The following is a 19,506-nucleotide window of genomic DNA, read 5'->3' on the forward strand; positions in this document are numbered from 1 at the left end:
CTCGCCGGCCTGAACAAACGCCGCGTCCGCGCCATGGCGGCCCACCTCGGCGTGCCTTCGGAGCTGGTGTTCAAGGTGCCGACCGCCGACCTCGAGGACAATGCCCCGTTGCGGCCCGACGAGGACGCATATGGGGTGACGTACGACCAGATCGACGATTTCCTCGAAGGCATGACGGTCCCCGATTTCGCCCGCGATCGGATCGTGGGCGCCTATCGCGCGACCGCCCACAAGCGAGCCCTTCCGGTCGCCGCCAACGCCGCGAAATGACCGTGTCGCCTACGGTCGAAGTGCATCCGCGGCCGACTTGGCGGCCTGCACGTCGCGCTGGCGGTCGGGCCAGGTGCTCTTGATGTAATCGAGCACGGCGGCGATCTCGCCGTCGTCGAGCACGGCACCGAAGCCCGGCATGTCGGTCTCGTAGCCTGGCATCATGGCCGCCGGCCCTTCCTTGACGATCCGGAACAGTTGCCGGTCGGAATGATGCCAGGTGTGGCCGGTCGCGTCGTGGGGCGGTGCCGGCAGCCGTCCGGTCGGCAGCCGCTGCTTCCAGTTCGGCTGACCTTCGAGGTTCGCGCCATGGCAGCTCGCGCAGTGGTCGACATAGACCTGCCTGCCTGGAACGTCTTCGGCAATGGCCGCTCCCGAGGCCCCCACCAGCACGACGGCGATCAGGACGGCGAGGTGTTGAGCGCTTCGATGACGCGACATTCCGCGACGACCCCTTTCCGGCATTCGACGACCATCCGCGACAATTCCGCTCGCAGGCTCTGCAACTGCGCCAGGCGGCGTTCGACCTCGTCCAGTTGAGCCTGTGCGATTCGACTGGCATCGGTGCAGGAGGCCTCGGGCTGTTCCTGCAAGGCCAGCAAGGTGCGGACGGACTGCAGGTCGAAGCCGAGATCGCGGGCGTGGCGGATGAAACCCAGACGGCGGACGTCGGCCTCGCCATAGACGCGGCGCCCGTTGCCCTGGCGGGCCGGAACGGGCAGCACGCCAGCCCGTTCGTAGTAGCGGATGGTCTCGACGTTGACCCCCGCGTTGCGGGATAGATCCCCGATCTGCATTTCCTGCTTGCTCCTGTAGTGACTACAGGTTGTAGCCTCTGCAGCAATTCGTCTCAAGAAGGAGCAAGGGCATGAGCGCTGCTGCCGAAACCATACGCTACCAAGTCACCGGCATGGACTGCTCGTCCTGCGCCGCCAAGATAGAAGGGGCCGCCCGCAAGGTGGACGGCATCCAGGACGTCAAGGTCTCCATCGCCTCACAGATCATGACGCTCGAGGTCGACGATCCCGGTCGGCGCCTGCCAATCCTCGAGACCGCGGTGACGGACCTCGGCTACCAGCTCGACCGGATCGGCGGGCAGAAAGCCTCGAGCTCCGAGCACGACCACGACGAGGACGGTGATGACGACGACCACATTCCGGACCTCTCCCACGTCACCCCGGCCTACAAGCGGGCCCTCTGGATCGTCGTGCTGCTCAACGTCGGCTACGGCATCGTCGAGATCGCCGGCAGCTTCATCGCCGGCTCCCAGGCGCTGCAGGCCGATTCCCTCGACTTCCTGGGCGACGGGCTGATCTCGTTCCTGGGCCTGATCGCAGTGGGCTGGGGCCTTGCCGCCCGTGCCAAGGCGGCCTTGTTGCAGGGCATCTTCCTCGGCCTGCTCGGTCTGGGCGTGGTCGCGTCCACGGTCTACCGGGTCTTCATCGAGCACCAGCCCGAGAGCCTCGTAATGGGCGGCTTCGCGCTGGTGGCGTTCGTCGTCAACGTGCTGGCCGCAGTAGTGCTGATCCCGCACCGCAGGGGCGACGCCAACATGCGGGCGGTCTGGCTGTTCTCCCGCAACGACGCCATCGGCAACCTGGCCGTGGTCGCCGCCGCGGCTGCCGTCTGGTGGACCGGGTCGCAGTGGCCGGACCTGATCGTCGCCTTCGCCGTCGCGGGCCTGTTCCTGCAATCGGCCTGGTCGATCATCCGCGATGCAAGGTCTGACCTGCGGCAGGCGGGCCGATGAGCAATCGCGACGCCTCGCTCTTCCTCGTCCTCGGCATCATCGGCGTGGACGCCTCCACCAAGGAGGCCGCCCTGATGTATCTCGACGGGGCGAGCGTGCCGGTGCTGCCGGTGTTGAACCTGACCCTGGGCTTCAACACCGGGGTGAGCTTCGGCATGTTCGCCGCGGACGGGCCCGGGGGTTGGTGGACGATCGTCCTCGTGACCCTGGCGGTGTCAGCGGTGGTCGCCTGGCTGTGGCACAGGAGCCATGGGCGCCTCGAGCGCCTTGGCTACGCCGCCATCCTGGGCGGGGCGCTGGGCAATCTCGTCGACCGGGTTCCCGATGGCGCGGTCACCGACTTCATCGACCTGCATGCGGGCGGCTGGCACTTCCCCACCTTCAACCTGGCGGACGTCGGCATCACCGCCGGCGTCGTCATGCTGCTGATGGCGACCGTCACCGGCGCCTTCGCGGGCCGTACCGAACCCGGTGCGGGGCGCCCTTAGTCCTTCAGAGGGCGGCCATGGTCGAGAGCGGCGCGACGGGACAGGCGCCGTTGGGATCGAGCGGAGCGGCGCCGGTGCGGTTGAACACGTAGCGCTTCTCGCAGACATCGACCGCCGGCGGCAGCTTGGTCGCATCGAAGATGTCGGTGCCTTCCTTGAGGTTGCGCCAGAACGCCAGGTGCGGGCTGGCGGCATTGGCGGACAGGTTGGCCTCGTTCATGCGGAACGGCAGCAACTGCATCTGGACGGATCGGTTGCCGCCCCTGAACGACTCCCGGACCAGGGCATAGAGTTCCTTGACCCCCTCGTCGGTCATGGCGAAGCAGCCGACCGACTTGCAGTCACCATGCACCATCAGGTTGCTTCCCGTGCGGCCCCAGGCCTGGTCGAACTTGTTGGGGAAGCCGACATTGAACGAGAGCCAATAGGCCGACTTGGGGTTCAGGTGGCCAGGCGTGACGTCGTAGAATCCCTCGGGCGACTGGTAGTCGCCTTCCTGGATCTTGGGGCCCAGCCCGCCCGACCACTTGCAGATCGCGTAGGTCTTCACCAGGGCATATTGCCCGCTTCCGGTCCGCTTCCAGACCTCGAGTTCCGAGGACTGCTTGAAGACGCGGATCATCATCGGCTCGGCGGGGGAGGAGCCGATGGCGGCGAGCCGGTCCACCAAGGCTTTCGGCAGGGGAACGTTGTGGCGATTGTCGCCGACGAACTGGCTGCAGCCGGCCAGTGCCACGGCGAGAACCAGAAGGGCGATGGCACGAAGGGTGTTGGCAAGCATGGAGGTTTCCGCAATAGATACCCGACCATATCCCGGCACCGGTTACCGGAAGGTGTTCCACCTCGTCCTCGGAAACCTTGGCGCCTTGAAGGCGTTCATCATGCAATGGCCGACAAACTCGACATTTGCATGCCGAAGGACTATATGATTGCGCATGGATAGGCATCATGCAGATATGATCGTGCCCAAGGACTTCCCCGAGCTCGGCATGCTCGCGTGGAACCGCGATGCCGCACGTCCGATCGATCGCGAGGAAGCCTTCGAGCTCTACGAGCGGAACTGGCGCCATGTCGATGCCGAGCACCTCACCGTCGAGGAAGCCGAACTGATCGAGGACCTCACCGAGGAATTCGGCCACGGCCATCGGATGTTCGCCTGACACTTTCGTCCCGAGGGACTATCCTGTTCGCGAACAGGAGGCCGCCTTGAAGTTCGAACGCCAGGAACACGTCATCATCGCCGAAGCCCTGCAATCCATGGACCACGGGTTCCTGGAACGCAGCAAGTGCTACTTCGGCGGCGGCACCGCCATCGTGCTCATGAACGGCGAATATCGGCTATCCCTCGACGTCGACTTCCTCTGCGCCGACATCGACGGCTATCGGGAGCTTCGCAGCGCCATCGTCCAGCGTGGCGCACCCGCGGTATTCGGCGCCGAGGTGGAGACCCTGCGCGAGTTCAAGGCGGACCAATACGGCATCAGGGGCCTCGTGTCGCTCCACGGCCAGCGCATCAAGTTCGAGATCGTCCGCGAGGCCCGCATCGTCCTCGAGGGGGAAACCTCCCCCTTTCGGCGTTCCCATGCTCACGGTCGAGAGCCAGTTCGCCGAGAAGCTGCTGGCCAACGCGGACCGATGCCTCGACAAGTCCGTGGCCTATCGAGACGCGATCGACCTCGGCTATCTCGTCCACTCCAACGGCTCGATACCTGCCAAATCCATAGAGATCGCCGAGACCGCCTATGGCGGCGATGTCGTCAGATCCGTGGGCAAGGTGCTGGAACGGCTGGGCAAGGCATCCGAGATAGAACACGCCGCGGAAACGTTGAGCATGAGCAGGGACGCCGTGCTGGAAGCAGCGCTCGCCTTGCGGGGAGCATCCGTCGCGGCCTGGCCGGGGGCCGATCTTCCCGAAGTGCCCGCCGAGGAAGAGACCTACGGACGCTGAGGCGGGTCACTGGCCGCCGAGCAGCATGGCTTCCAATTGCTCCCTGCCGGGGACGGATCGTGCCTCCACCATCTTGATCAGGACCCGGCGAAGCAGGGAGAAGGTGTCGAGGAGATCGTCGTCGCCGTGGTCCGGCCTGCCATGGGCGGCCTTCGAGCGCCGCCCATAGAGCCGGGCGACGCTCTTCTGCAGGGCGATCCGGCCAGGGCCGGGCGGCTCGAGATAGGCGGCGAGCAGCGACGACACACGGAAGGACAGCTCACCGGCAGAGGGGGCGAACATGGCTTCCAAAGCCCCCCACAGCGATACCAATGTCAGGGCGCCGTTGGGAATGAACTGCCCGGCATCCATCGCATCCATGGCGTAACGGAACTCGCTGCTGCTCCCGGCCAAGGACAATGTCGCCTGCCAATGCGTCTTCACCCATTCGACCCCTTCCCCGGTCACCGGGCCGTCCGGCGACCGCAGGGGGAAGTGCCGCTCCCGCGTGTCGTAGGGAACGATCCTCGCGACATTGTCGGGCACGTCCTTCAACTCGCCGAAGTCATGGGTGGCCAACACCGATATCACGACTTCGGGCGTGTTCCACAGCCGGATGAGGAACACGATCGCCCTGGCGATGCGTAGCGGCGGGGCGTCGTCCGAGGCGGCGGTTCCGGGCACCATGAGCTGGGCCGTGACATCGATCCCCGTGCCGCCCAGGGCGGCCTTCCAGGGTCCCGGGTGGGGGCGGCCCGGCAGGGCCGGCGCGAAGGCCATGACATAGGGTGCCATCAGGTGGGCATAGGTCCTGGTCAGCAGGACCCCGTGACCCAGGTCGATGGAGGCATCCTCCATGCGGATGCCGGACAGGCCGAAATATCCCGGCTGGATGGGCACTGAGATCACCTTCGCGAATCGACGTGTCCGCCGACCTTACGATGATCGCCACGATCGCCCAAAGGATCGTCTCGCCATGGCCCTGACGAGGTTCTCGGCGCGCGCCGGGAAAGCCGGTCTCGCGGGAAACGACTATCCTCGTTTCGCCACGACTGGTCACACATTGATGGCGACTCGCCACCAATGTCGCCCTCAATGACGTCGACTCGACGTCATTAGATGTCGAGTCGCCATCATCAGCGGAGAAATGATGGCGAAACGAGGCTAAACCCTTTGGCAACGTGGCGACTGCATATTGAAGCTCCAACGGAGTCCTGACATGCCTCGTCGCCCAGCGTTTGAACCGGATGTCACCTTGGGCGACCTGTTGGTGCTGGCCCGGCTGGGGGCCCTGGTGCACGGGGATGAGAAGCTGTTCCCGACCGCCGAGCTCAAGCACGAGACCGAGGCCAGCAACACGCGCATCAGGAACGCGATGATCCGCATCGCCGAGGTCCTGGGCCCCGTCGAGGTCGAGGGCAAGCAGAGGCGAACCCAGCGCCCCAGTGCAAAGGGCCGGAACATCGGCGGTGCCGCCGTCCTTGCCAACATGCTCATCGAGATCGCGCAGGAGGAGCAGACGGACCATGACCGCCTTCGCCACGAGATCGCGCAATTGATCGACCGCCTCGAAAACATGCGAAAGGCGGGCTCGTTCAGGAAGTCGCGGACACCGCCACGGTTCTGAACGGTCGGTCAAATCGGCTGGCGGCGGCCACGGGGAGCATCGCCCCTGCGGAAGCCTGTGGATCCCGATCGAGGCGGCTTGCCGCCGACCGATCTGCCGATCCTCATGGCGGGATGGCAAACAAACATCGCGAACCGCTCGGGCGGCGGCTGGATCGAGCGCTGTTCACGCGGCCATTGTTCGAGACGGTGCTGTTCGAGAACCGGCTGACGTTATCCGACCGGGCGGTGGTCATCGCCTGGACCCTTCGCTCCGTGGCGAGGCACCGTTGGAACCAGCTTCGTTCGGTCGCCGGCGAAATGGCCGACACCGTTCTCTTCCGCGTGCTGGCGAGGGGCGTGTGCCTCGCACCGGCATGACGCCCATCCACGGGACTGGAGCGCTGGTCTGGTACCAGGTGACCGACTGGTCCGTTGCCCAACGCGTCCGCCGAGCGTTCGGTCGGGTCTCGATGCGGAACGACTGCACCACACTCTATTGCGGCTGGCGCCACGACGCGAAGCGGGGCGAACCGCTCCCCGTCTTCGTCCTGCTCGATGCAGGCCGGTACGTCCTCGAAGTCGCCTATGCCGATATCGGGGAGCACGGCGTCGACAGCCTGTCGCCGGGGATCGGACCCAATCTGCGGCCCATGCAGGCAGAACTCGTCCCGGCCCTCACGGCACTGGCGACACGCCTCGGCATAGAGGATGTCGGCGATCAGTTGCTTCGGTTCACCGACAACTAGCCCGTGGGCGGAGAGCGGCGTCGAGGCTCGGGGCGAGGACTATCGCCTACCGCTTGAAGCGATCGAACGAATCCTCTTCGTCCGGCGCCTCGGAAATCCATGCACGCGCCGATTGCGTGCCGAGGTGCAGGAGCGTGAGCTCCATTTCATAGCGGGAAGACGCTATGCACGATTCCTCCACCGGCTCGTCGAACCAGACGCCGGCTGCCTGCCTGACCACGACGGCGGGGTCGACATCGGCGCCCATGGTCGCAACCAGCGAGGCCACCGGCAGCTCGAACACGGAAGCCCGTGTCCGTATGAACTTGCCCGAACGGAATGCGGGACCGCTGGACTTGGCCCAGCGCGCGAAACCTTCGTTCGAAACCACCAGAACGGATCGTCGGTTGGTGTATTCGAGCCAGCGCAGTATCGCCGCAGTCAGCGATACGCCGTAGCGCCTGGCGCAGTCGCCGAGCTCCTCGAAGGTGGGCTTGTGATCCGGGGGGATCAACGCACGGAAGTCGTGCAAGGGCATCAGGAGGAACGCGGCGAAGGTGTCGGCTTCCTTCTCGATTCCTTCGACCTCGCGACGCACGATGGCGTCCTCCCCGCACCAGAACCCCTTGGGCTGCTTCTCCCGATGCAGGAGATAGTGGCCCAGTTCATGGGCCACCGTGAACCTGGCGCGCTCAGCCGTCTGCTTGCTGTTGTACAGGATGCCCCAGACGTTCTTCCTGGTCTCGCCGGGGAGAAGGGCCCCCTCGAAGCCAACGAGATCGTCGGCCTCGACGCGCTTGATCGGCGCATCGGGAAATCGCTGGGCAGAATACTGCAATGCCAGTGATCGGACGTCGACCGGATAGCGGTCGGGGCCATCCCGGTGGGCGGCGTCCAACAGTTTCGTGAGTTGTATCGCCCAGCCCTCCGGCCCCATCAGTCGTCCTCGTCGAGCGCCTTCGCCAATCGTCGCAGCCGTGCCCGGGCTTCGGGACTCATCTGGCTGTACTTGCGGAAGAATGCCTTATCCTCAGCAGCTTGCAAGTTCCCGTCGTCCACGCCCATGAGATAGTCGCCGGTGACGTCGAGCGCCGCCGCGATCTTGGCGATCTTCTCCGCCGAGGGTCGTGGCGGGTCCTTGTTCTCGAGCTCCCAGATATAACTCTTGCTCGAGTCAGTGGCGGTCGCGAGTTGGTCGAGCGTCATGCCCTTCTTCTTGCGAAGCTCGCGAATCCTGTCGCCGAACGGTGCGGCCATGCGTGGTCAAACTCCTGCCAAACGCACCGAACCCAAAAAGTTCGGTGTAGACGCATTGTAGCACCCTTGACAGCAGCAGCAAGGAATTCCATTTGTTCGGAGTAGACGTACTTAACGGGTCGCTAATTCAATATGTAAGGGCTTACTAAAAATGACCAGGCTTACCTTCTTCCCGCTCGGCAATGCCGACACCACCCTGATCCGACTGGCGGACAACCGCCTGGTCCTTCTCGACTACGCGGATATGCGCAACCCGGACGACCAGTTCGACGTTCGCTGCGACCTGCCTGTCGCCTTGCGCAAGGAAATGTCGGAAGCCGGCCAGACCGACTTCGCCGTGGTGTGCTTCACGCATCTCGACAACGACCACATCTGCGGTGCCAGCGACTTCTTCTGGTTGCGGCATTCCACCGCCTACCAGGGCAAAGGACGCCCGAAGATCGACGAGATGTGGGTTCCGGCGGGCGCGATCACCGAGACCAGCCTGGTCGGCAACGCCGCGACCATCCGCAAGGAGGCCCGCCACCGCCTGATCGAAGGCACCGGCATCAAGGTCTTCTCCCGTCCCGAACTGCTCAAGGACTTCCTCGCGTCGCACGGCCTGACGCTCGAAGACCGCAAGCACTGCATCGTCGACGCGGGCAAGCTGGTGCCGGGGTTCACCAAGGACGGTTCGGCCAAAGCGGAGTTCTTCGTGCATTGCCCGTTCGCCTGGCGCACCGACGAACGCGGGCTCGAGGACCGCAACAAGGATTCGGTCGTGCTCCACGTCACCTTCCTCGAGGGCGGCGTCGAGACAAAGGCCCTGCTCGGGTCGGACGTTGAGTACGGAACGCTCTGCGAGATCGTAAAAACCAGCAAGAAGCACGGGAACGAGCACCGCCTCGAGTGGGACGTGCTGAAGCTCTTCCACCACTGCTCCTACAAGTCCATCGGGCCCGAGATCGGCGAGGACGAGACGGAATCCGTCGACGAGACGCGCTGGCTCTTCGAGGAGCAGTCCCGCGATGGATGCATCATCGTGTCGCCCAGTTGGGAGATCCCGCAGAAGGGCACCGCGGAGGACGACGACATCCAGCCGCCGCACCGCCAGGCCGCCAATCACCACAAGCGCGTCGTCGCCGACCGCGGTGGCGAGTTCAAGGTGACCATGGAGACGCCGGACAGGATCAAGCCGAAGCCGTTCCGCATCGACATCACCGCGTTCGGCGCCGCGATCAGCTATATCAGCAGCAGTTCGACCGGGACGGCGACCTCCACGCCGGTGCGGGGCGGCTGACATGCAGCCCTGGATCGCCTCCTTTCCGGTGGTGGAGTATTCCACCCTCGGAAATCCCATGGCCGCCGCCTTCGTCGATCATGTGCGCGACGGCGGGGATGGCATCTTCGAGTTGGTGGAGGCCCGCCGCGACCGCGGCATGGAGCTGATCCTGGCGAATGTGCGGACCGAACGCCCACAGCGACCGGTCGTCGCCATCGATCGGGTGGAGCCCATCGCGATCTTCTTCGGCGATGGCAAGCACGGCCCCTGCGTTCTGGCGCTTCGGGAGGATTTCCCGGATACGCCGCACCAGGCCCGCCTGCCCAAGGGCATGCCGTTCTGCATCTGCATCGACGACCGGCCATGGCCGGAGGCGAAATCTTCCTATGGCCCGGCAGAGCTGGGTCATCGCATTCTCGAGTGGTTCAGGAAGGCCGCACGCGGCCAGTTGCACGACGCGGCCCAGCCCCTCGAACCATTCTTCTCGTTGCAGTCGCCATATGAATTGATCATGCCCCGCGAGGTCTGGGCCGGCGATGCCGACAAGGTCACGGAGCTGATCGGCATCGTTCAGGATCAGCAGCGCCCGACGATGGTGACGTTGCTGCCCGCGGAACGGCGACAAGGCGCCAACCCGGTGATCTCCGTGATCGCCTACGACCTGTCCGCGGAAACCATGTCCCGCATGCGCCAGGCACCGGCCACACTGGCCGATCTTGCCGAGGAAACCCTGCGACGCGGCGTGGACATCGTCGCGGACCTGAAAGCGCGGCTGAAGACCTGGTATGCCGACGAGACACGCCGTGCCGCCGTCCTCAATTCGCATCCGTGCATCCTTCTCCGCCTCCCGATGATCAACCCGGTCACAGGCCATCTGGAAGGGCTCGATACGGTCGGCTTCATGGTCGACGGCACCGTCGGCGACATCGGGGTGGCGCTCGGCCTGTTCTATTGCGACCGGAGCAGCGACCTGAACAGCATAGGATATCAGCTTCGCTTCCCTGCCGGCGATCCGGATCTCGACGCCGTTCGCCTCGAAGGATGCCTGGTCCACGGTGCGTTCGACACCCAGTTGGCACGGGCGATTTCCGGCGTGTCGTCGCCCGTGACGGGCAAGGCCGTGATGATCGGCGCCGGTGCCATCGGCTCCGCCGTCGCAGAGATCCTTGCTCGCGAAGGCGCTTTCGACAGCATGGCCGTAATGGACGACGACACCCTGCTTCCGCACAATCTGGCCCGCCATACGCTGACCTCCAAAGAGGTGCCGCGGCCGAAGGCGACCAGCGTCGCCCAGCGGCTGAAGTCCATCAGGCCGGATCTCGACGTGTCGGCGATCGACGAGAACTTCCTGACCGAACCATCGCCCGAGGCGGCAGCATTGCTGCAGGCTGCCGACACCATCATCGACGCCTCGGCATCGGTGGCCGTGGGCCGCGGGCTCAGCGACCTTGCCGGCCATGCGCGGCGCGTGTCGATCTTCTTCAATCCGACCGGAACAGCAGTCGTGCTGCTCGCCGAGGACGAGGATCGCCGCATCGACCTGCGCGCTCTGGAGGCGATCTATCATCGCTCCATCCAAATCGATCCCGGCCTCGAGCGCCACCTCGTCGACAGCGAGATGATCCGCTACACCGGCGCCTGCCGGATGCTGACGAGCCGCATTCCCGCGTCGCGGGTGCAGGTGTTGTCGGGGCTGATGGCAGGCGGGCTCAGCCGGGCCCTCGCCAGCAGCGAGGCCTGCGTCAAGATCTGGTCCCTCGGCGATGACGGTGAAGTGTCCCTCACTGCCCCGGAAGTCGGCTTGACCGTCGATCATGTGGGCGACTGGACGATCAGAATGCCCGATACCCTTTCGGCTCAGCTCGCCGCCGAGCGCCTGAAGCGGCTGCCGAACGAAACCGGTGGCGCACTGCTCGGCATAGTCGATCCGCAATCGAAGCGCATCGAGCTCGTCGCCGCAGTGCCCGCTCCGATCGACAGCACCGAGGCGCCGACCGAATTCGTCCGCGGCACGATGGGACTGCGCGAGACCGTGGAGGCAGCCATCGCCCGTTCCGCCGGCCAGATCAGGTATGTCGGCGAATGGCATTCGCATCCCAGGGGCAGTTCCAGCCAGCCCAGCACCATCGACATCGAGCAACTTGCCTGGCTGAGCACGACCATGGCCGGGGACGGCATGCCCGGCGTGATGTTCATAGTCGGCGAGAACGAGGCACGCCATCTGGTCGGGACGATCCGATGAGCGATGCGGCATCAGGGGTTCGCGGAGCCGAACAACCCTTCCGCCTCGGGCTGGCGCTGTCGGGCGGGGGAACCAGGGCCGCGGTCTTTCATCTGGGGCTGCTGCTCAGGCTCGCCGTTCAGGACCAGCTCGAGAGCGTTTCGGCGATATCGACGGTTTCCGGTGGAAGCCTGGTCGTCGCGGCGGTGTTCGGCAACAACGGGAACCGATGGCCCTCATCCGCCGCGTTCAGGGAAAAAGGTCTATCCGACCCTCAGGAAGACGCTGATCGAGAAGGATCTCTTCAGCATACCCGCCTTGTTGAGTCCCGGGAGTCTCCTCAAGCACAATCTCAGGCTGCTGAACCGGCGTGCCCACGTCTTGGCCGATAGGTTGGAGACCGAGTGGGGCGTCACGGGGAACCTTGCGGATCTGCCTGCTCATCCGAAATGGTGGATCAACGCTGCCTCGATCCATTCGGGCAAGAACTGGCGTTTCAGCAATGGCGAGATGGGCGACTGGAAATTCGGTCGGCACTATTCGCCAGGTGTCAGCATCGCCGAGGCCGCGGCGGCCTCGGCAGCGGTGCCCTATGCCATCGGTGCCCTACGGCTCGAAATCCCGCAGGGTGGCTGGTACCGAACCGATCCAGCCACGAGGAAACCACAGCAGGCGATCGATCCAGGCGTCAGGGTACTGCGCATATGGGACGGCGGCGCCTATGATAATCTTGGTCTGGAAGCCCTTGTGAAGCCTGGCCAGCCATCCACCGATTACGATTTCCTCATCTGCAGCGATGCATCCGGCGTCCTTGGCCCACCATCAGGGGGAGTGATCGCCAATCTCATCAGGGGGAATTTGGCCACGCCTCGCCTGTTCGACCTGATGGGGGACCAAGTCAGGAGCCTCCGGTCCAGGATACTCATGCGCGAGTTCGACCGTGGACTGATTCGGGGCGTCATAGTCCGCATGGGCAACTCGATCCGTGACATAGACCTAAGAGCGGGCGTTATCCGACCAGAGGCGGAGCATTCCGCATACCTCAGTGATGAATTGGCGAAGGCTGCCGTGGCACACCCTACGGCGCTGAACAAACTCTCAGCACAGGAGTTCGACCTCATCGCGCGCCACGGGTTCGAATGTGCGGATGCCACGCTCGCCGCGCATGCTGGAACTGAATTTGATGATCGTCAGAGGTGGCCATCATCATCGAAATAGGCCTCTCGCGTGTACTGCACCATCGGCAAAACAGGGGTGTTAGCGGACTGTCAGCTTAGGACTCAGAATAGGGATTAGCAGACGACAACTTGCGTGGTCTGGTCTGGGACGCCAGGTTTCGCTGCCCTGTGAGAGTGCGCCTGGCACCAATTTATGAACGAGGGGATCGCGGAAAGAACAGATGCTCACACCTGCTGCTGGGCGGCTCGCGAAAAACGAAGGCGCCTCGGAAAGTTCATTCACCAAGTGCTTCGAGCATCCCCGCTCTGTCCATCATCATGACTGTCAAGTTCTGTGCCCGTACCGGATTCAGCTCGGCCATGATCGCCGACATCTTCCGAGGCGACATGGCCGACGCGATCTGGAGCAGGATTGGATCTGGGAGCCCACCCATTACCAACGCCGCCTGCTGAGGTTTCATGTTCTGATACAGCGACACCATTCCCGCGATCTCTTCCTGGCTTTGCTGGTCACGCGCACCAATGAGGTCGTTCATGCTTTGCTCGAGTTCCGTAAGCTTGGCGGTGCGTTCTTGAATACGCCTTTCAGCGGCGTCCAGAAGGAGCGCTTGCTGCTCCAGGCTTGCCTTCTCGGCGTCAAGGCCGGCCTTGCGCTCCCCCAATCGCAGAAGCAACACGTCCTCAGTAGTGGATTCAGACGATGGACTTCCCAACGGTCGAGGTCCTTCGGGCGTCATGGCCATCGGCACTGCGTCCGTAAGGTCAGCGCAGTCGCGCGCCTCTCCTTCGATTGCCGGTTCGGGGCTGATGAACTCTGTTCCATCAGTCGGGATTTCGACCTCCACGGCGCAGCGATCCGGCGACAATGCAACCGAGCTGACTATCGAGTTCGAAACGGTGGTATCCGGTGCAGCTGTCGTCAGTTCGAGCGTAGGAGTCTGGTCGTTGAGGACGGGGTCGGATTCCGTAAGGGTCACGCTGCCGAGGGCTGCAGAAGCATCTGATCCGCTTCGCCCTCAGGGGCGGCCTTCGGCACTGCCCACGCCGGGCCCGACATTATCAGCATCGCAGCCAGCGCCACCGATAGTTTTCTCATGGACACCATCGAACTCTCCCAATCAGACGGCGCAAAACTATCCGACAGCGATTTAGGGCGACATAAGGGGATGGACGCATTTCGATCGATCGCAAGATCGGTCTGGTAAGAGTCCTCACGCAAGCTCCGGACATGATCGTCGCTGTATCAATGCGGCGATCATGTCCGTCGATCCAATAAAGGCTCAGGCCTCAAAGTTCACCTTGCCTGCCATATCGAACTCGTAGACGTCGTCTCGGAAGCTGACAACGCCCTGGCGGTTCGCCCAAGCCGAGATGTAGGTCGTGTGCAATTCGACGGGGTTGCGGACATCGACATCCTTGCGTTCGCCGGTTGAGAAGACATTGCCCACCTCGGCCGGACCCCAGTCGCCGTTGTCGCGCAGGACCCAACCCAGGAAATCCTGCACCTGGTCCACTCGCACGCAGCCGGAGGAATAGAAGCGCGCGTTCTCACCGAACAAACCCTTGGTCGGGGTATCATGCAGGTACACCGCATGGGGATTGTGGAAGTTGATCTTCACGTTGCCCATGGAATTTTGCGGTCCGGGATCCTGGCGGAAATTGTAGTTGACCGCTTCCTCGGTCTGCCAGTTGATGTCGGTCGGCTGCAGCTCCCGACCACTGCCGTCATAGATCTGTATTTTCTGTTCGGTTAGATAATTCGGATTCTCGTTCATGTACTTGATCAAATCCCGGCGAATGATCGAGACCGGCACGTTCCAGAACGGGTTGAAATTGATCTGGTGAATGCGGCTTTTGAGGATCGGGGTCTGACGGTCGATACGGCCGACGACCGCGGTGTGACGCCGTTGCACCATGCCGCCTTCGACGGTTTCGATGAAGGCGGCGGGGATGTTGACGACGACGTAACGGTCGGCCAGGGCCGGCGCCATCGCCTGAACGCGTAACAAATTGAGGCGTAGCTGATGCAGCCGCGTCTCTGCCGGCACATTCAGGGCGTACCAAGTGGCTTCATCGACTTCCCCGCTGACCTGGAGGCCATGACGGGCCTGGAAGCGACGCAAAGCGGCATCGGTCGGCGCATCGAAGGTCTCGTCGACCCGATCGACCATCGGCATGTCAACCGACGATAGCAACCGGCGCTTGAGCTGCACGACGCCGTCGCGGTTGACGCCCATTCGGACCCCGTAGGTTTTCTGCGGCACCTGCTCCCAACCGCCTGCCATGACGAAAGGCTCGTACTGCGCGATGGCGAGCTGGAGGTTGTTCGCTGTGTCGTAGGAGAGGATCGGCTCAACGGTATCAATGGCCTGGATCGCGGCGGCACTGTTGGCTTCACGTTCCGCATCGCTCAAGGTGCGGCTCTTGTTCATCATGTCCCACAGGGACTGGGCCTGGGCCCCTTGGACGAACGGCAATGTGGCGGCTGCGCCTGCTGGCAGCAGCCTCAAGAAATCTCTTCTTTCATGGGTCTTTTCCGTAGCAATCATCGCGGTTGGGTTTCCCGCCGAGTTGATGCACGAGCTCGGTCTTACGACCTCTGCAAGGCAGGTTCGGCGACAAGGTCAACCGGTACGAGGTGGCCGGAAAAGCTTGTCTTGAAGAGGGGCAGGCGGCGTCTGCCATCCACGTTCGATACCGTGGATTGATGCCGGGGCGTAGCGGACAGGTTGCACGAAGGCAGTCGCCGGCAGGGCAAGTGCGGCGGAGCAGCAGCCCATGGCGTGCAGGGGGTCCTTGGCACAGTCTTCATTGTGGTCGTGGCGGAGGTCAATCGTAGCGAAGTCCGCTGACGTCGAAGTGCCGGTGGCACTCACCTGCGGCGAGGAAAGTGCCAGCACGACGGTTGCGAACAGGATGGGCAAAAAGCCCTCGAATGAACCTGAGGATCAACATTGTTTTCGCCGGGATCGACGCCCCACAACACCCATAGCTTGACCAGAAATCCGGCGACAATGGGGAAGCAACCGGTGACTCCTGCGCCACCGGTTTCCAGTTGCCTTTTGTGACGATCAGAGCCGGTCCGGATGGCCTGCATCTGCTCGATCTCCTGGCGCTGGGCCTCGATGATCTCGCCGCAAAGCCGAAGCAGTTCCTGGTCTGAGATATCGGCTTCACGGCACATAAGGATGGCCCCGGAATGGTGCGGGATCATGGAATCGATGAACTGGCGGTCGTCGATGAAGGACTGGGCGCGCGTCGCCCAGAAAGACAGCAAAGGTCAGCAACAAGAAGGCCGCGTAGAGCGCGAGGTTCATGCGCTTGTTCGGAAACATGCCCGGCATCGTGGCAAGCATGAAGATGCCCATTGGGGCCCACATCGTCACCGCCATATAGAACATGTTGAGGTTGTTCCTGAAATCGTGCCAACCGTCGATCATTGAGAACATGACAACGTACATCACGATCAGTCCCAGAATCATGTTGATCCAGAACATCAGGTAGGGGCGACCATGGCCTCCATGGTCGTGCGGTCCATGACCCAGAGAATGTTGGTCCGAGCCGGAGTGTTGGGTGTGGTCGCTCATGGTCATCTCCTTTTTTGCCGATGCCGCATCGAGGGGTGAGCAGCATCCCGAACGCATTCAGGTCAGTCGTCGTCAAAGTCCTCAGGAATGAGATTGTGCTCCTCCCATAGCTCGCGCGGTATCTCCTCGCCGAGCCGATACCGAAAGCGTTGAATGCTCTCGAGATCTTCGCCTGGCACGCATTCGAACTCGATGTGATACCACTCCTGCGCGATGCGGATTGCGCCACCTGTTGCTTCGACCTGCCCCTCCGCAAAAGTGGTTGGACCAAACGAGGAAGGATCAAGCGAATCTGGTTCCGGGCCCGATCGGTCCATTCGAACCTGCTCCAAAGCCTCTATGTTGCAAAGCTGGGTGACCCGTTCTTCGGGAGCCAGAAGCGGCAGTGTCTTGCGAACCTCCTCGCTCGCAGGCTCTTTGAGAATGCGGGCTGTGAACAGCTGCTCCGCTTCAACAAAACCGTCGCTCGAAGCCTCGTCAGCTTCATCTTCCAGAACATCTGACAATTGCGGCGCCATCACCGCAGGCGCGCCGGTCGCAGGGCTCATCAGATCGGACGAAATCTCCGTGGGATTCAGCTCGGGCGCCACCGGTTCGACATCCTGCGTTTGTGGACTTGGCGGTGTTTCGACGACATCAGCTTCGCTTACCAGTTCGACTTCCACGACGCGAAATCGAGCTGGTACCAGAGGTCGTGTCGACAGGAACTGAAGGGCAGCTCCAATCGCTAACGCGTGGGCTAGCCCAGACACAAGGAGAACGAGAAGCTCTTGGGAGCTGCGTTTTCGCCATCTTGCCTCTTCGAAACTGGCGTGGCCTTCGAAAAAGATTGACGGGAATGCCATATGCTCGCTCACGGCGACGGCTTCTCTCGACCGCAAATGCCTGCCCGTCTCGGTGATGATAAGGTTGACCTATGTACCGGGATAGGGGTTGCAACAGTGGTAAGGTCAAGGTCGCGCCTATGCCAAACGTCATTTTGCCAGGCTTCGCCGTCGCAATGGGCGGAGGCCGGTCGCCCGGCCTCCTTCAAAATCAGTTGGCAGGTTCGATCTTGACCACAGTGATCTTGCCATTGACGCGGTCGGCCTCAAATACGACCCGGTCACCTGGGGCGAATGACTTGAGCTGCGTGGGGTCGGCCATGGAGAAAACCATGGTCATTCCATCCATTCCCAAGTTTGTAATCGCTTCGTGCTTGAGGGTGATCTTTCCCTGAGCTTCGTTGATTTTCTTAACTTCCCCCTGAACTGGCACCGTGGCTGCCATGGCGGAGGCCGGAAGAAGTGCGATGAAGGCGGCGAGGATAAGTTTACGCATGGATTAGCTCCTGTTTGGAAGGTTATTGGACGATGATGGTGCCGAACATGCCGGACTCGCGGTGTCCGGGAATGAGGCAAGAGAAGTCGAATTCGCCGGCATTGGTGAATTTCCAGACGATCTCGCCGACCTTCTTGGGCGCGACACGCGCAGCATTCGGGTCGTCGTGTTCCATATCCGGGTTCTTTGCCATCTCGACGCCGTGCTTGAGGTTGGATTCGAGATCGGCAAAGACCAGCTCGTGATCGAGCTCGCCAGTGTTGCGGATGACGAACTTGACCTGTTCGCCGGCCTTGATCTTGATCTGATTGGGGACGAACGACATTCCGTCTTTCGTTTCGCGCATGGCGATCAGAACCATTCTGGCAGGCTTCGAAGGGTCGCCAGGCTCGCCGTAAACCAGCTCCCTCGCTGTGATCGTGACCGGAGTCGGCAAGCGCCGGATTTCCGGCGGCCAGCAGAGCGAGGAAGGCGAGCGTGAGGAATTTTTTCATGTGCATCTCTTTGCTAATGGTTGGTGTGGTCAGCGCCAGGTTTGACCACCTGGACTTCTGTCGTTGTCGATGCATCGAACTGCGGTGAGGCCGCTCGCTCGATCGCCTGGGATTCGCCTGTCCATTCGTAGGAGACGGTCCCGGCCGGGTGCTCGAACCAACCCGGATCTGAATAGTCGTGGGTGGCGATGCCCTCGCGCACCTTCACGACGGAGAACATCCCGCCCATTTCCACGGCGCCGAACTGGGCCCAGCCCGTCATCATCGGCAGCGTGTTGTCGGGGATCATCATTTCCATCTCGCCCATTTCGGCCATGCCGGAAGCGCCCATGGACATGTAGTCGGGCACGAGTGCCTGGATTTTCTCGGTGATGGCATCGCGATCGGCGCCGATCCAGGTTCGGACTTCGTGACCCATGGCGTTCATGGTGTGGTGAGATTTGTGGCAATGGATCGCCCAATCCCCCGGCTCGTCGGCCACGAAGTCGAAGGCTCGCATCTGTCCCACGGCGCAGTCGATGGTGACTTCGGGCCACGCGGTCTCTTCCGGTACCCACCCTCCATCTGTGCAGGAAACCTTGAAATCGTACCCGTGCATGTGGATCGGGTGGTTGGTCATGGTCAGGTTGCCGAACCTGATGCGGACCTTGTCCCCTTTTGCCACCACAAGCGGGTCGATGCCCGGAAATGCCCGGCTGTTCCATGTCCAGAGGTTGAAGTCCGTCATGGTGTTGACCTTAGGCACGTAGGCGCCGGGTTCGATGTCGTAAGCGTTGAGCAAAAACACGAAATCGCGGTCGACCCGGCGGAAAGCCGGATCCCTGGGATGGACGACGAAGAAACCCATCATCCCCATGGCCATCTGGACCATCTCGTCGGCGTGCGGGTGGTACATGAAGGTCCCGCTCTTGCGCAGCTGGAACTCATAGACGAAGGTTTTGCCTGGTGGGATATGCGGTTGGGTGAGCCCTCCAACCCCATCCATTCCGCTCGGCAGCAGCTGGCCATGCCAATGGATGGTGGTGTGCTCGGGCAGTTTGTTGGTGACGAAAATGCGGACATAGTCGCCCTCGACCGCTTCGATCGTTGGCCCGGGAGACTGACCGTTGTAGCCCCAGAGATGGGCCACCATGCCCGGGGCGATCTCGCGCACGACTGGCTCGGCGACGAGGTGGTATTCCTTCCAGTTGCCCTTGATGCGGGGTGGCAACGTCCACCCGTTGAGAGTGACGACCGGATTATAATCCGGCCCACTGGTGGGAACGAGCGGCGGCTGCATGACGGCTTCCGTCATGGTCGCGGCTTCGGGAATGGAGGCGGCCTGGGTGCGTCCGGATACACGAATCCTGCGCCGAGCAGAGCCGCTCCAGATGCGCCCAGGAATGAGCGACGGGAGAAGGTCATGATTGAAGACTTTCCA

The 19,506-nt window shown here is 62.7% G+C and carries 20 protein-coding genes and 5 pseudogenes; 12 read left to right on the forward strand and 13 right to left on the reverse strand.

Annotation, left to right across the window (positions count from 1 at the left end):
• Positions 1 to 270 (forward strand): annotated as a pseudogene (locus tag NVV77_RS08980) (NAD(+) synthase); the annotation flags it as partial.
• Between the two features lie 9 nt (positions 271 to 279).
• On the opposite strand, the gene NVV77_RS08985 reads toward NVV77_RS08980, so the two are convergent.
• Both NVV77_RS08985 and NVV77_RS08990 read right to left on the reverse strand, forming a co-directional pair.
• Positions 280 to 711: a cytochrome c gene (locus NVV77_RS08985; RefSeq protein ID WP_295412301.1), complete on the reverse strand. Its 432-nt coding sequence runs from the start codon at positions 709 to 711 to the stop codon at positions 280 to 282.
• The gene (locus tag NVV77_RS08990) at positions 672 to 1,067 is read right to left on the reverse strand and encodes a helix-turn-helix domain-containing protein (protein WP_295412303.1); all 396 of its coding nucleotides are present in this window, start codon (positions 1,065 to 1,067) and stop codon (positions 672 to 674) included. Before NVV77_RS08990 ends, NVV77_RS08985 begins: the two co-directional genes overlap by 40 nt.
• A 71-nt stretch (positions 1,068 to 1,138) precedes the next feature.
• On the opposite strand from NVV77_RS08990, the gene NVV77_RS08995 reads away from it, so the two are divergent.
• On the forward strand, positions 1,139 to 2,020 hold the full coding sequence (locus tag NVV77_RS08995; protein WP_295412304.1) for a cation transporter: 882 nt from the start codon (positions 1,139 to 1,141) through the stop codon (positions 2,018 to 2,020).
• Positions 2,017 to 2,508 carry a signal peptidase II gene (lspA, locus tag NVV77_RS09000; protein WP_295412306.1) on the forward strand — a complete coding sequence of 164 codons (492 nt, stop codon included), beginning with the start codon at positions 2,017 to 2,019 and terminating at the stop codon, positions 2,506 to 2,508. Before NVV77_RS08995 ends, lspA begins: the two co-directional genes overlap by 4 nt.
• A gap of 4 nt (positions 2,509 to 2,512) precedes the next feature.
• On the opposite strand, the gene NVV77_RS09005 is transcribed toward lspA, so the two are convergent.
• Complete coding sequence (locus NVV77_RS09005; protein ID WP_295412308.1) at positions 2,513 to 3,289, reverse strand: murein L,D-transpeptidase family protein; 777 nt, start codon at positions 3,287 to 3,289, stop codon at positions 2,513 to 2,515.
• Between the two features lie 154 nt (positions 3,290 to 3,443).
• On the opposite strand from NVV77_RS09005, the gene NVV77_RS09010 reads away from it, so the two are divergent.
• Positions 3,444 to 3,668, forward strand: coding sequence for a hypothetical protein (locus tag NVV77_RS09010; RefSeq protein ID WP_295412310.1), 225 nt, complete (start codon positions 3,444 to 3,446; stop codon positions 3,666 to 3,668).
• 160 nt (positions 3,669 to 3,828) lie between these two features.
• A pseudogene (locus tag NVV77_RS21955) lies at positions 3,829 to 4,456 on the forward strand (nucleotidyl transferase AbiEii/AbiGii toxin family protein).
• Between the two features lie 6 nt (positions 4,457 to 4,462).
• On the opposite strand, the gene NVV77_RS09025 reads toward NVV77_RS21955, so the two are convergent.
• Positions 4,463 to 5,335, reverse strand: coding sequence for a hypothetical protein (locus tag NVV77_RS09025; RefSeq protein WP_295412313.1), 873 nt, complete (start codon positions 5,333 to 5,335; stop codon positions 4,463 to 4,465).
• A 319-nt stretch (positions 5,336 to 5,654) separates the two neighbouring features.
• On the opposite strand from NVV77_RS09025, the gene NVV77_RS09030 reads away from it, so the two are divergent.
• The 3 genes from NVV77_RS09030 (at position 5,655) to NVV77_RS09040 (ending at position 6,789) form a co-directional block, all read left to right on the forward strand.
• A complete protein-coding gene (locus NVV77_RS09030; protein ID WP_295412315.1) occupies positions 5,655 to 6,062 on the forward strand; it encodes a hypothetical protein in 408 nt (135 codons plus the stop codon).
• Between the two features lie 113 nt (positions 6,063 to 6,175).
• Positions 6,176 to 6,421, forward strand: coding sequence for a hypothetical protein (locus NVV77_RS09035; protein WP_295412318.1), 246 nt, complete (start codon positions 6,176 to 6,178; stop codon positions 6,419 to 6,421).
• Positions 6,403 to 6,789, forward strand: coding sequence for a hypothetical protein (locus NVV77_RS09040; RefSeq protein WP_295412321.1), 387 nt, complete (start codon positions 6,403 to 6,405; stop codon positions 6,787 to 6,789). Before NVV77_RS09035 ends, NVV77_RS09040 begins: the two co-directional genes overlap by 19 nt.
• A 46-nt stretch (positions 6,790 to 6,835) precedes the next feature.
• On the opposite strand, the gene NVV77_RS09045 is transcribed toward NVV77_RS09040, so the two are convergent.
• Positions 6,836 to 7,705, reverse strand: a complete 870-nt coding sequence (locus NVV77_RS09045) for an ImmA/IrrE family metallo-endopeptidase (RefSeq protein ID WP_295412322.1) — start codon at positions 7,703 to 7,705, stop codon at positions 6,836 to 6,838.
• Positions 7,705 to 8,025, reverse strand: coding sequence for a helix-turn-helix domain-containing protein (locus tag NVV77_RS09050; RefSeq protein WP_220304101.1), 321 nt, complete (start codon positions 8,023 to 8,025; stop codon positions 7,705 to 7,707). Before NVV77_RS09050 ends, NVV77_RS09045 begins: the two co-directional genes overlap by 1 nt.
• A gap of 151 nt (positions 8,026 to 8,176) precedes the next feature.
• On the opposite strand from NVV77_RS09050, the gene NVV77_RS09055 reads away from it, so the two are divergent.
• From NVV77_RS09055 to NVV77_RS09065, 4 genes and pseudogenes are all read left to right on the forward strand, one after another.
• Positions 8,177 to 9,304: a hypothetical protein gene (locus NVV77_RS09055; protein WP_295412325.1), complete on the forward strand. Its 1,128-nt coding sequence runs from the start codon at positions 8,177 to 8,179 to the stop codon at positions 9,302 to 9,304.
• A gap of 1 nt (position 9,305) precedes the next feature.
• Positions 9,306 to 11,528, forward strand: coding sequence for a ThiF family adenylyltransferase (locus tag NVV77_RS09060; protein ID WP_295412327.1), 2,223 nt, complete (start codon positions 9,306 to 9,308; stop codon positions 11,526 to 11,528).
• A pseudogene (locus NVV77_RS21960) lies at positions 11,525 to 11,662 on the forward strand (hypothetical protein); the annotation flags it as partial. The gene NVV77_RS09060 and the pseudogene NVV77_RS21960, both read left to right, overlap by 4 nt.
• A gap of 28 nt (positions 11,663 to 11,690) precedes the next feature.
• On the forward strand, positions 11,691 to 12,725 hold the full coding sequence (locus NVV77_RS09065) for a hypothetical protein (protein ID WP_295412329.1): 1,035 nt from the start codon (positions 11,691 to 11,693) through the stop codon (positions 12,723 to 12,725).
• Positions 12,726 to 12,960: 235 nt separating this feature from the next.
• Here NVV77_RS09065 and NVV77_RS09070 read toward each other — a convergent pair whose 3' ends face one another.
• From NVV77_RS09070 to NVV77_RS09100, 7 genes and pseudogenes are all read right to left on the reverse strand, one after another.
• On the reverse strand, positions 12,961 to 13,662 hold the full coding sequence (locus NVV77_RS09070; protein WP_295412331.1) for a hypothetical protein: 702 nt from the start codon (positions 13,660 to 13,662) through the stop codon (positions 12,961 to 12,963).
• Between the two features lie 303 nt (positions 13,663 to 13,965).
• A complete protein-coding gene (locus NVV77_RS09075) occupies positions 13,966 to 15,195 on the reverse strand; it encodes a L,D-transpeptidase family protein (protein WP_295412333.1) in 1,230 nt (409 codons plus the stop codon).
• Positions 15,196 to 15,779: 584 nt separating this feature from the next.
• A pseudogene (locus NVV77_RS09080) lies at positions 15,780 to 16,182 on the reverse strand (DUF305 domain-containing protein); the annotation flags it as partial.
• A gap of 152 nt (positions 16,183 to 16,334) precedes the next feature.
• A complete protein-coding gene (locus tag NVV77_RS09085) occupies positions 16,335 to 16,937 on the reverse strand; it encodes a DUF930 domain-containing protein (RefSeq protein ID WP_295412335.1) in 603 nt (200 codons plus the stop codon).
• A gap of 370 nt (positions 16,938 to 17,307) precedes the next feature.
• Complete coding sequence (locus tag NVV77_RS09090; RefSeq protein ID WP_295412337.1) at positions 17,308 to 17,592, reverse strand: copper-binding protein; 285 nt, start codon at positions 17,590 to 17,592, stop codon at positions 17,308 to 17,310.
• Positions 17,593 to 17,614: 22 nt separating this feature from the next.
• Positions 17,615 to 17,953, reverse strand: coding sequence for a plastocyanin/azurin family copper-binding protein (locus tag NVV77_RS09095; protein ID WP_367178610.1), 339 nt, complete (start codon positions 17,951 to 17,953; stop codon positions 17,615 to 17,617).
• Between the two features lie 146 nt (positions 17,954 to 18,099).
• A pseudogene (locus tag NVV77_RS09100) lies at positions 18,100 to 19,490 on the reverse strand (multicopper oxidase family protein).
• Between the last annotated feature and the right edge of the window lie 16 nt (positions 19,491 to 19,506).

The organism is Devosia sp., from assembly GCF_024707125.1.
Taxonomy (GTDB): Bacteria; Pseudomonadota; Alphaproteobacteria; order Rhizobiales; family Devosiaceae; genus Devosia.